The organism is Clostridium sp. MSJ-8 (assembly GCF_018918325.1).
Lineage (GTDB): Bacteria > Bacillota > Clostridia > Clostridiales > Clostridiaceae > Clostridium.
Window position 1 is genome coordinate 73,588 of sequence record NZ_JAHLQH010000036.1, and the last position, 12,531, is coordinate 86,118.

Annotated in this window: 8 protein-coding genes and 2 pseudogenes; all 10 read left to right on the top strand. The window is 28.6% G+C overall.

What is annotated here, in order from left to right:
- The first annotated feature begins 10 nt into the window (after positions 1–10).
- Positions 11–7,399, top strand: coding sequence for an RHS repeat-associated core domain-containing protein (locus KQI77_RS07525; RefSeq protein ID WP_216389830.1), 7,389 nt, complete (start codon positions 11–13; stop codon positions 7,397–7,399).
- A gap of 33 nt (positions 7,400–7,432) precedes the next feature.
- Positions 7,433–8,056 (top strand): hypothetical protein, encoded by a 624-nt coding sequence (locus KQI77_RS07530; protein ID WP_216389831.1) that lies wholly within the window; start codon positions 7,433–7,435, stop codon positions 8,054–8,056.
- 91 nt (positions 8,057–8,147) lie between these two features.
- Positions 8,148–8,321, top strand: a pseudogene (locus KQI77_RS13185) (RHS repeat-associated core domain-containing protein); the annotation flags it as partial.
- 288 nt (positions 8,322–8,609) lie between these two features.
- Positions 8,610–8,738 (top strand): hypothetical protein, encoded by a 129-nt coding sequence (locus tag KQI77_RS13190; protein ID WP_301281679.1) that lies wholly within the window; start codon positions 8,610–8,612, stop codon positions 8,736–8,738.
- The gene (locus KQI77_RS07540) at positions 8,726–9,394 is read left to right on the top strand and encodes an ATP-binding cassette domain-containing protein (protein WP_216389832.1); all 669 of its coding nucleotides are present in this window, start codon (positions 8,726–8,728) and stop codon (positions 9,392–9,394) included. Before KQI77_RS13190 ends, KQI77_RS07540 begins: the two co-directional genes overlap by 13 nt.
- Positions 9,395–9,746: 352 nt before the next feature.
- Positions 9,747–9,908, top strand: a pseudogene (locus tag KQI77_RS13195) (RHS repeat-associated core domain-containing protein); the annotation flags it as partial.
- Positions 9,909–10,067: 159 nt separating this feature from the next.
- Positions 10,068–10,355, top strand: coding sequence for an HNH endonuclease (locus tag KQI77_RS07550; protein ID WP_216389837.1), 288 nt, complete (start codon positions 10,068–10,070; stop codon positions 10,353–10,355).
- Between the two features lie 19 nt (positions 10,356–10,374).
- Positions 10,375–11,262 (top strand): lipopolysaccharide assembly protein LapB, encoded by an 888-nt coding sequence (locus KQI77_RS07555; RefSeq protein WP_216389839.1) that lies wholly within the window; start codon positions 10,375–10,377, stop codon positions 11,260–11,262.
- Positions 11,246–11,686, top strand: coding sequence for an SMI1/KNR4 family protein (locus KQI77_RS07560; protein ID WP_216389841.1), 441 nt, complete (start codon positions 11,246–11,248; stop codon positions 11,684–11,686). The genes KQI77_RS07555 and KQI77_RS07560 overlap by 17 nt, the downstream gene beginning before the upstream one ends.
- A 322-nt stretch (positions 11,687–12,008) precedes the next feature.
- Complete coding sequence (locus KQI77_RS07565; protein ID WP_216389843.1) at positions 12,009–12,464, top strand: hypothetical protein; 456 nt, start codon at positions 12,009–12,011, stop codon at positions 12,462–12,464.
- Positions 12,465–12,531 lie beyond the last annotated feature (67 nt).

The window sequence follows — 12,531 nt, forward strand, 5'->3', positions numbered from 1 at the left end:
AGGGGGAATTATGGAGTTAACATATAAAGGATATAATCTAACAGTACCTTATGATGTAATTCAAGTTGAAGACTTAGACATAGTTATAGGATTGAATGATCATAGTTACATGAAGATTAAATTATTAATAAAAGAAGACAAGATAATAGATAATATCAATAAAAATATAGCAAATGAAAAAATAATATTAAAACAAAGTGGTAAAAATGCATTTGTAGGAAAAATATCAAAAGTTAACATAATATACGAAGGAAACCTTCAATTGATGGAAGTAGAATGTGTTTCCTATACAAAGGAATTAGATATTAAGAAGAGAAAGAGAACATTTTGTGACTTGGATATGAAGTATACAGATGTTATTGATAGAGTATTAAAGTCATATGATAATGTACAATATAAGGATGAGGTAACACAAGATAGTGTAATACCAGACTTTTTACTACAATATGAAGAAACTGATTTTGAATTTTTGAAGAGATTGGCGTCACATTTTGGAGCAGTTTTAGTTCCAGATTGCACTGGTAATTATCCTAGATTTTATTTTGGACTTCCAACTATAGATAATAAGGAAGAGATAATGTTAAGTGATTATGAGGTATGGAAGGATCTAGAAGCTTATGATAAGGAATCACCATATAAGTCTGAAGATATTATCTCACGAGATTATACTGAATGGGAAGTAGAAAGTGATTCTATACTTAAATTAGGGGAAAAGGTAAAAATAGATGGATATATAGATACTATTGTTTCAGAAATTCATATTGATGTATATAAGAGTGAAATCAGAAGAATATATGTACTTAAGAGAGAAGAAGGAATAGAAACAAAGTATGAAACTAACCGAGCTATATTTGGAATGAGCTTAAAGGGAGTTGTTAAGGAAGTTTCAGGTAATAATTTATCAGTGGATTTTGACATAGAAGAAGAACCGATAAGTAGTAGTAATGAAAAATTCTTCACTTATTCTATAGAGAGTAGTGCGTGGTATTGTATGCCTGAAGCTGGTAGTGAAGTTCATATATATTTTCCTACTAATTATGAAAGTGATGCAATAGCCATACATGCAATAAGAAATACTGGTAGTAATTCAAAATATGCATCTAAAACTCAGAATCCAGATATTAAGTCTTTTTCGAATACTACAGGATCAGAGATGCAATTATCACCAAGTGATATGAATTTTGCTGCAGATGATTCTAAATCTATAGCACTTAATCTTAATCAAGGTGGAGATATAACTGTAACTGGAAATGATATAAGTATAACTGCAAAAGAAGATATATTAATTGGGGCAGGAGGAGATATAGTTCCTAAGAGTATAAATATAACTGCAGGACAATTAGTTAAAATAGTTAGAGATGATAGTTCGAATATTACTATAGATAATAACTGTAATCTAAATGCTCAAGTTATAAAATACTTTGCTTCAAAACATGATGCGGTTGAATTGCCAAAAGAAATAGCAGAATATAATAGCAATTGTCAGGAAGAAATAGATGATATAAACAAGCAAGCTAAAAAAACTCAGATAGCAAAGATAGAAGAAGCTAAGTCTAAGTTCGGATTTGGTGCTATGGCAGCAGTAATAGGTGGTATTGCAATAGGAGCAGCTATAGTATGTACAGGGGGTGCTGCATTAGTAGCAGTAGCAGCAATAGGAGCAGCATCAGTTGCAGTAGGAGTTGCAGAGATGAGTGAAGCAACTCAAGATTATGGCAAGGCTCAAAAGGGAGATTATTCACAGTCATTTAACTTCATAAGGGATACTGTATTTCAAGGAAATCAAGATGCTTATGATATCTTTAAGTATGGTGTAGTATTAGCAGCTGGAGTAGCAACAGTAGTAGTTACAGGAGGAGCTTCTCTAGAAACTTTTATGAAAATAGGCTCTGACATGGCTATGGATCTTGGATTTAACTTGATAGCAGATTATATAGATGATGGTTCCATTAATAATGGGTGGAAGAGCTATATGCAATCTATGTCTATGTCAGGAGGATTATGTAGTTCTAGTACAGGAATTATGAATCAATTTGGTAAATATGCAAAAGGTCTTCAAAAGGCAGGAAAGATTGCTAGTGATGTTGATTTGTGTAAATATATGAATAGGGCAAGAATGATTTCAGATGCAGGTTTTGATATGTTAGGGGATCTTGCTTATACTGGTGATATTAATCCACTTAAAAGTATTGCTACAAGCTATGTTACCAATAAATTATTTAGTGCAGACCCAGTAGATGTAGCTACAGGTTCTCTATATGTACCTTCAACAGATGTTGTTTTGCCAGATATAGATGAGGAATTCATAATTAAGAGAATGTATGATTCTACAGAAAATAGAGTTGGGGTATTCGGACAAGGGTGGAAGATGAATTATGAAACCTTTGTATATAGAAAAGGTAATAGAGCTGAGGTTCTATGTGAAGATGGACATAAAGAATGTTTTATAAGAGAAAATAATGAATGGAAGAATGAGAAGTCTAATGCTAAAAATTATATATTAGTTGAGGACAATGATGAATATAATCTTATAGATAGTGCTCAGAGAAAGAAATATATATATGACAGAACAGGAAGATTGCATTCAATAATTAATAAGCATAATAACGTAATGAATGTATCATATAATGGTAATTATATAGATTATATAACTACATTTTCTAATTGCAGATTATATTTTGATTATAAGGATAATAAGATAATTCAGATAAAGGATGACTTGGGTAGAGTAGTTCAGTATATATATAATAATGGTTATCTTACAGAAGTAGTACATGTAGATAGAGGTATTACTAGATACTCTTATGATGATAAAGGATATATAACTAGTATTACAGATCAGAATGGACATACGTATACAAGGAATGTTTTTGATAACAGAGGAAGAGTTATAAGAGAAGATTATCCTAATGGCGATGCATGTATAATTAATTATAATGATGCTGATAGAGAAACCACATTCTATTATGAGCAGAGTAATATACAAGAGAGATATAGATATAATTCTTTAGGACTAGTTACACATTGTTATTATGAAGATGGTTCTTATGAAGAATATAGATATGATGAGCATGAAAATAAGATATACACTAGAGATAGAAATGGAAATGAAACCAAAAGAGAATATGATGATTATGGAAATATTATAAAAGAGATCTTTCCAAACGGATTAATTAAAGAATATTATTATGATGATTATCTTAACCTTGAGAAGCAGATAGATAATGGTGGAAGTGAATTATATTATAGTTATGATAAGAATAATAACATAATAGAGAGAAAGGAAAAGATATCATTAGGGAAATATAGAGTTACTAGGTATGAATATGATTCATATGGACGTATAGTTAAGAAGAATGAGAATAATAATATAACTAAATATTCATATACTTCAGATAATGATATAATAATGAAAGAACCTACTATTGTTACAACTAATGGAGGAAATGTATATAAGTACGAATACGATAGAGTAGGAAGAAATACAGCTATAATAACTGATTATGGCAAGGTGACTTTTGGATATAATAACTTAGATTATATTACTTCTATAGTGGATGCTCAGAATAATAAAACAATAAAGACTTATGATAAGATGGGTAATCTTATTAATTTCTATCCACCTAACTCAGGCAATAATGGTTATAGCTATAGCTATGACTATATGGATAGATTGATAAAGATAAAGAATCCATTAAACGAGGTTAAGAGAATAATAAGAGATAGTCAAGGTAATATAATCAAGGAGGTTAATCCTAATTTTTATGACTATGAAACAGATAATGGAATAGGTACAAGCTACGTATATGATAAAAATAATAGAAAAATAAAGGTCATATATACATCTGGAGGAATAGAGAGATTTTTCTACGATAATAATGGAAATGTTATTAAGCATATAAGTCCTGAATATTATAATGAAGAAACAGATGATGGTTTAGGATATTCTTATACTTATGATTCTATGAATAACTTAATAAGTATAGCTAATGAAAAAGGTGAGGTAGAGCGTAAGTTCACTTATGATCTACATGGAAATATAATAAAAGAAACTGATATATCAGGTAATGTAACGATATATAGTTATGATCTAGTTGGTAATATAATAGAGAAAAGAGTTCCTGTAGATTGTGATGAAGGAATAAGATATAGTGTTACTTCTTATGTGTATGATACAAATAATAATAAGATATGTGAACGCCAAGGAATATCACTAGTGGAAGCTAATGATATATGTAACCATTATAATGAGATAAGATTCAGCTATGATGAAGAAAATAGATTAGAGACTGTAGAAGATAAATATGGTTCTAAGGTAGTGTATAAGTATGATTGCTTGAATCAAAAAATATATGAGAGCAATAGAATAAATGATAAAACTACAAAGGTAATAAGATATAATTATGATAGTGTGGGCAACCTAAAAGAAAAGAAGGAAGAGATAAGAGGAGAATTCATATCACCAGATAAGAAGATAAATTCTATATGGTCCATTACAGAATATGAATATGATGGTAATAGTAATGTAACTAAGATAATAACACCTAATGGATATGAAATAAGAAGAAAATATGATGAATCAGATAAGCTTATAGAGGAAGTACAAGAAGATAAGAAAAATAGAATATTGAGACGATTTAAGTATACCTATGATAAAAATGAAAATATTCTAGCAATAGAGGATTCATCCTTAGATGTTCCAAGGGTAAAGAAGTATAGATATGATACAAGTGATAGATTAACTCATTATATTAATGAATTAGGCAATGTAACTAGGTTGTTTTATGATAAAAATAATAGAATAATCAAAGAAGTAAAGCCTGAACAATATAATGAAGAACTAGATGATGGTCTTGGAAGAACATATTCATATAATATACGAGGTCAAGTAACAGATATAAGAAATTCTCATGGAAAAACTATACAACATATAGAATATGATAAGAGAGGCCAATTAAAAGAATTAATAGATGGTGAAAATAATAAAATAGAATACACTTATAATCTATTAGGTAAAATAAAAGAAATAAAAACTCCTAATGCACAGAACAAGGAAACAGTATCACAGAGCTATAGATATGATGGTAGAGGCAATATAATAGGAATAGAAGATGGACTAGGGAATAAAACCTCTTATACCTTAGATGATTGGGGAAGAATAATAGAAATAATTACCCCAGAGGGTGGAGTAGAGAAGTACGAATATGACTATGCAGGAAATATAACAAGTTCAACAGATGCGAATGGTGGTAGAATTCAATATATATATAATAGCTTGAATCTAGTATCGGAGATAATAGATCAAGAAGGAAACAGCGAATATTTCTACTATGATGGAGAAGGAAACTTAATAAAACATATAGATAGAAATGAGAATGTTGTAGATAGAAGCTATAATATAGATAAGAATGTAGTAAGTGTAAAAGCATATAAGGTAGATAAGAAGAAGCAAGAGAAACAGAAAGAGAAGGCAAAAGAAGAAGAGAAGAAACATTCCTCATATTATATGATGGTAAAGAGACAGCTAGAAGCTAAGAAAGCCATGGAAGGAAGAGGAAGCTATAAGCTGCATGAAGAAATAGGTGATGCTGATAAGTTAGAATTAATAGAGCAGAGGTATAAATATAATAAAGATGGAACACTAAAAAATACTTATTTCAATAATATGGAGTATCAGTATAAGTATAATGAACTAGGATTATTAGAGAGTAAGTCATGTAGTGGGAAGACCTTATTAGAGTATAGATATAATAAGAATAATAAGATAAAATCAATAAGAGATATAAGTGGCAAGAGAAGTATATATGAATATGATGAAGAAGATAGAGTTATATGTATAAAGGATAATGAAGAAAAAGTATCAGCAGAATATGAATATTATAATAATGATAAAGTAAAAAAAGTAGTATTAGGAAATGGCATAGAAACAAAATATACTTATGATGGAGAAGATAATGTAACAAGCTTAATAACAGTAACACCATCAGGAGAAGTGCTTATAGATTATAAATATGCATATGACTTAAATGGAAATAGAATAGAGAAGATAGGGAATAAACATAAGACATACTATGGATATGATAGTATGAATAGAGTAGTTGAAGGAAACTATGATGGAAGAAAAGAAGAATATACTTATGATAAGGTAGGAAATAGGTTAACTAAGACAACTAATGAAGTTACAGAAAAGTATTGTTATAATATAAAGAATCAACTTAAAGAAGTATATAAGGAAGAAGGAAATTCTAATAACATACCTTGTAAAATGTGGAGCTTCACTTATGATAAACAAGGTAATACAATAAAAGAAGAAACTTCAAATGGTGGAAATCTATTTGAATATAACTGTTTAAATCAACAAATAAAGGCTACAACTAAAGAAGGAAATACTTTAGTAAATAGATATGATAGTGAAGGATTAAGGTATGAGATAGAAGAAAATGAAAATTTGAGTAGATTCATTTTCAATAAGAATGGAGATATACTAGTAGAAACAGATAAAGAAGACAATGTAGTATCAAGATTCACAAGAGGATATGATATAGTATCAGCTGATGTAGAAAATAAGAAGCATTACTATAATGTAGATGAACAAGGAAGTACTAGTTTAATAACGGATAAATATGGTAAAATAAATAATGAATATTGGTATGATGCCTTTGGTAATATATTAAGTTCAAAAGAGAATATTCATAATAGGATAACATATACAGGACAGCAATATGATAGAGTAACAAATCAGTACTACCTAAGAGCAAGGTATTATAATCCAGTAATAGGTAGATTTACACAAGAAGATGTATATAGAGGAGATGGATTGAATCTATATGCATATTGTAATAATAATCCGGTAGAGTATTGTGATCCTAGTGGGTATGCTAAAAAGATTTGTAAAGATGGCGGACCAAAGGAGAATAATCATGGCAGTGAGAGTAGTTTAAACTCTAGAAATGAACCTACGAAATATGGTTCACCCTATTCACAATTATCACCAAAACAGAAAAGAGATTTACGCAAAAAACTTGAAAACAGAACAATAACAAAAGATGAATATAATCATTTAGAATGGGACAGAAGATTTGGCAATCGCCGTAAACGTGGTGTTAATAGATTTTGGGCTAAAGAAAGAAATGATATAATAAACAATGGTAAAGGAACAAGAAAATGGAACAAGCAACAAAGACAAGATATTATAAACAAAAAGACTCCATTATATAATGGTGAACCTATAGAGGGGCATCATAAATATAATGCGATTGATTATCCGCAGATTGCAGATGACCCCAATAATATTTATCCAGCAACAAATACTGAACATTTTGAACGATGGCATGGCGGAAATTATCAAAATGATACAAGTGGGGTACCAAATAATCCTGAATTTTCAGAAGAATTTTAATAAGCATTGGCTGATGAAAGGGGAAAGCAAATTATGAACATTAATGAACATATTAGAAAGATTGAATCATATTATCGTAATGGAATTGTTTATACAAAAAGCACATACACTTCCGATGTTTTTAGCTCAATTCCGATACAATTAGAGGAATTTTATAAGAATTATGGTGAAATGCAATTTCCATTTGGTCGAATATATTCCATTGAAAAAGCAATAGAAATGTCTAAAAGGGCTCCTTTTGAAGATGGAGAATGGTTTTGTTTTGGACAAGATAATTTTTTCTCATTTTGGCTCTGCAAAAAAGGAATGAAAAAAAACGACATGGTTTTTTCTATATGGGATCATGAATGTGGGAATGATATTGAGGAGGCTTGTTTTAGGGAACTGTATGAATTTATAGAATATTTATCAGATGAGTATGATAATAGTGAGGAAGATAGGTGTGATGTTATTGTAGAAAGTTGTGATTCACAAGGTCTTAAAGAATTAATGACTTTAAAAAAAATTTTTTCATCTTCACTATCAATTGCAGAAATGAAATCACAAGTTTCTAATGGAGAGTGCATTATTAGCAAAAATATTAATTGGTATGATGCATATAGAAAACTTTTTGATTATAAATTTGAACATATAGCTATCACATTAAAAAAATATTAAATTTCTTTTGGATAAAGAAGAATCAAATTGTAAAATAGTGCGTTTTCTGTAAGCAGAATTTTCTACTTGCTGAGTAAGTTCAAAAGAGAATATTCATAATAGGATAACATACACAGGACAACAATATGATAGAGTAACAAATCAGTACTACCTAAGAGAAAGGTATTATAATCCAGTAATAGGTAGATTTACACAAGAAGATGTATATAGAGGAGATGGATTAAATCTATATGCATATTGTAATAATAATCCGATAGAGTATTGTGATTCTAGTGGGTATGCTAAAAAGATTTGTAAAGATGGCGGACCAAAGGAGAATAATCACGGTAATGACAAAGATTCATCGAAAACATATTATCAAGTTACATCAGAAGAAGTTGCTAATGAATTAATAAATTCAGATAATTCGCAATTAAAGGGAAAAGAATTTCAACAAATTTTTGTATGTACAGAGCAACCAACATATAAACAAGCACAAAATTCAGGAGCAAGATCACTTGAAACAGTAATAGAGTTTAAAACTAGTGCTAGTTTTTCAACATTAGATACAACAATGGATGATGATACGCTTTGGAAAATTGCTAGAATGAGTGATAGACCTAGTCCTATTTCTATATCAAATGTAAAGAAAGTTGGATTTAAAGCTGGTAAAAAAAGGTGGTGGCGATTTTGGAAAAAGTAGTTCTTGAAGATATTTATGTAGGTGGTGAATGTAATTTATTTCATCATGGGTTAGTAAGAGATTGTTTAAGTAATAGAAGTTTTGAGTTTTATCAAGGCTGTTTATATGGTATTATCGGTGAGTTTGGAAATGGTGGTGCAGCTCTTAGCTGTGGAATTACAGGAAATACAAATTTTTATGGCGGTAAAATTTTTATTGATAATAAAGAAGTAAGTATACAACATTTAAATAAAAACAGTTGGTATATAGGAAACGATAGAACAAATATAAATAAAACTAAATTATTAAAAAGAAAAACTAAGATAAATAAAGATACAATAAAAGCTCAAATACTAAAAGGAATAAATGATTCAAAGTGCAACCTAGAATATGAAGAAATTAAAAGGTTATTTAAAATCTCTGATGAAAGAGTTGACAGAAATATTAGGTATGTAAGTGGTGAAAGATGGAAAGCATCGGCTGCTATAGGATATGCAAATAGAAAGAAAATATTTTGTTATCCATGGTTAAATTCAAAAGATATAGAATTATTGCATGATCAAATAAAACAGACAGTAGATGTTTTGCTTAAATCAGGTTGTATAGTAATAATACCAACAACGAAAAAAGAAAATATAGAAGGAATTTCAAGTCAAATATATTTAGAATTTGTTTAGAATTTTTTTATGATGAACCATATCATTCTATGTTAATTTTTATTTTGTTCTAATATGGGATCCTGATTATTAGAAGATAGTAGATTTAAATATTGCTATGTTATATTTTGATGTATGGCTCTTAATTATATAGTATAAAATTAAATATGTAGACGTAACACATTCTTTTAGTAATAAAATATTGCAAAGGAGTGTGTTTTCTACGAAAAATAAAAATTTGGAGTGTCAATTAATGCCTGTGGTAATGTTCTTTATAGTCATGAGAAAGTTCATAATATTTGTTATATAGGAAACTCACTCTGTTAAGCAGAGGAGTACAAGTTATTTAGCCAAATGCAAGATTTGGAATAACATAGCATATACAGGACAGCAATATGATAGAGTAACAAATCAGTACTACCTAAGAGCAAGGTATTATAATCCAGTAATAGGTAGATTTACACAAGAAGATGTATATAGAGGAGATGGATTAAATCTATATGCATATTGTAATAATAATCCGGTAGAGTATTGTGATCCTAGTGGGTATGCAAGAAAAAAACGTACTCCTAAAAATAATGTTGTTGGTATTAAGATAAATAAAGATGGAACAAGAACATATACCCTTTTATATAGAGAAAAATACAATAAAAAAGGAACGTTTAAAATTACATTTGATGCAGAAGATAATTGTTTGTTTGAAAGACATCCGGAATATTTATATGATAATGGAGGTAAACGTAGTAAGGTTGTATTGGAGGAGGGGTTTTCAGGAAATAGATCAACAGATAAAAGAAAAGTAAAGAAAAAATATAAAGAACTATATAATCAAGATTTACCAAGTGGATTTGAGTTAGAGCATTCATATGATATGAAGACTATATATTTGGTTGACGAGACTGTACATGGAAGTACCGCACACACAGGAGGACATTCTAAGGCAAAAAAAGATAAGAAAAAAAGAGAAAATGGGAAATGTTAGCGAAAGAAAGAGGTGTGAAATGAATAAAGAAATAGATAATAAAATAAGAAGCATTACTAAAGAAATCAATAAGGATTCAGCAAATGTAGAACTTATATTAGAAAGGGCTAGATTGTATGAACAAGTACAAGATTATAATAAATGTGTTAAGGATTATGAATTAGCTTTAAATATTGATGGTGATAATGCTGAAATATATTTAAACATGGGGATAATTTGTGAAAAAGATGCAAGAGTGTGTGTGGATGGTTTTTGGAAAAAAGAAGAAAAATATGATGAGGCATATGATTATTATTCTAAAGCAATAGATTTAAGTCGTGATAATAAGAAATTATATATACACCGAGGAAATTTATTAAGAGATGTATTTGAAGAAGATGAAGAAGCTTTAGAAGATTATTTAAGAGCATATAAGATAGATAATAAAGATTATGTAGTATGTAAATTAATTGCTGAAACATATTACTTGATAGATGATAGTGAAAATTCAATTAGATTTTATAAAAAAGTTATAGAAATGAATAAAGAGGATGTATCGTCGATAGAAGCAATTGCAGATATTTATCAAGAATTAGAAAAATATGAAGAGGCAATCCAATATTATAATAGAATAATTGATAAAGTTGATAATACTTATAGTATATGTTTTGATATAGGTATATGTTATTTTAGGTTAAAAGATTATAAAAAGGCATTAAATCAATTAGAGCAGTGTAATGTATCTCAAAGAGATTATATATATTATTTTATTAAAGGTGAGATATATGAAGAATTAGGAAAATATAATGACGCATTAATAGAATATGATAAATCTTTATCATTAAAAGAAGAAGCAGCAATTAGAGATAAAAAAGAAGTTATATTGAATAAGTTAGAAGGAATGAAAAGTGATGGAAAAGATAAATAAAGAAAAAGTGACTAATGAAGATATTTGTAATTTTGAAAATATTATAGGGGGAAAATTACCATTAGAATACAGAGAATTTTTGTTAAAAACTAATGGAGGAGTTCCTAAGAATCAAGAATTTATTACAAAAGATAAATTTGTAGAATCATATTTAATTAATTTATTACCATTATTGGGGGAAAATGAGGAAACAATAATTGATGAATATAATAAAAATAATTTAAAGCAATACATTTTACAACATCTAATAATAATAGGCTTGGATCCAATTAAATCACCAATTGTTATTTCAATTGGAAAAGAAGATTATGGTAAGGTATATTATTGGCATAAAGAATTTGATGACGAGGAAACAATACTTTCATATAAAAATATGCATTTAATTGCAGAGGATTTTAAAGAGTTGTTTAAAATACTTAAATAGTGCAAACTCACTTACAATTGTAAAATAGTTAGCGACTAAATAATTAGGCTTTTTATGATAAAATAAAATCAAGACAATGTAGTATCAAGATTCACAAGAGGATATTCATAATATTTATTATATAGGAAACTCACTCTGCTTAGCAGAGGAGTAGAAGTTATTTAGCCAAATGCAAGATTTGGAATAACATAGCATACACAGGATAACAATTATGATAGAGTAACAAATCAGTACTACCTAATTACTTTCTGGCAGAATTCCAATAAAGGATGAAGAAATATATTGTGATGATATAGAACTTAATAATTATAAATTGAAGTGTATGGGATGGTATGTAGGAAAAAGAGAGTATTTAGGCACTATAGTGAAAAAACAAATTACTGTTAAGAAAGCATTCAAACTTGCTATGAAGAAATACAAACGTTATAAAAATTTAAAAGATATAATTGAAGAATTTTATCTTTCACTAGATAGATTAGATTATAAGATTTCAAATTACAGTGGAGAAAGATTACGAGCATCTTTAGCAATTGGGTATGCAAGTAATAGAATAATATATTGTTTTCCATGGATGAATACAGCAGAGTTTCATGACATTATTTTGAGTTCAGGGGTATTTCGTTTTTTTACAAAATTAAAAGAGGAAGGATGCATAATAATTTTACCTACTTCTCGAAGAGAGAATGTAATTGGATTTGCAGATGAAATAATTGATATCAATAATCCGAAGTTTAAGAGTGTATTATTTGAAAATCCATATTTTCAAGAATATTTTTAGTAAGAGGATAAAAATAATGTAGAGAGAAGATAAAATGAATCAGCTGAAATTAAGTAAGTTTGTCCAT

What these genes read in the sequence shown, in the direction of transcription:
- KQI77_RS07555 (WP_216389839.1), top strand. Translation starts at nt 10,375, where the DNA reads ATGAATAAAGAAATAGATAATAAAATAAGAAGCATTACTAAAGAAATC.
- KQI77_RS07525 (WP_216389830.1), top strand. Translation starts at nt 11, where the DNA reads ATGGAGTTAACATATAAAGGATATAATCTAACAGTACCTTATGATGTA.
- KQI77_RS13190 (WP_301281679.1), top strand. Translation starts at nt 8,610, where the DNA reads ATGGATGATGATACGCTTTGGAAAATTGCTAGAATGAGTGATAGACCT.
- KQI77_RS07565 (WP_216389843.1), top strand. Translation starts at nt 12,009, where the DNA reads ATGGGATGGTATGTAGGAAAAAGAGAGTATTTAGGCACTATAGTGAAA.
- KQI77_RS07530 (WP_216389831.1), top strand. Translation starts at nt 7,433, where the DNA reads ATGAACATTAATGAACATATTAGAAAGATTGAATCATATTATCGTAAT.
- KQI77_RS07560 (WP_216389841.1), top strand. Translation starts at nt 11,246, where the DNA reads ATGGAAAAGATAAATAAAGAAAAAGTGACTAATGAAGATATTTGTAAT.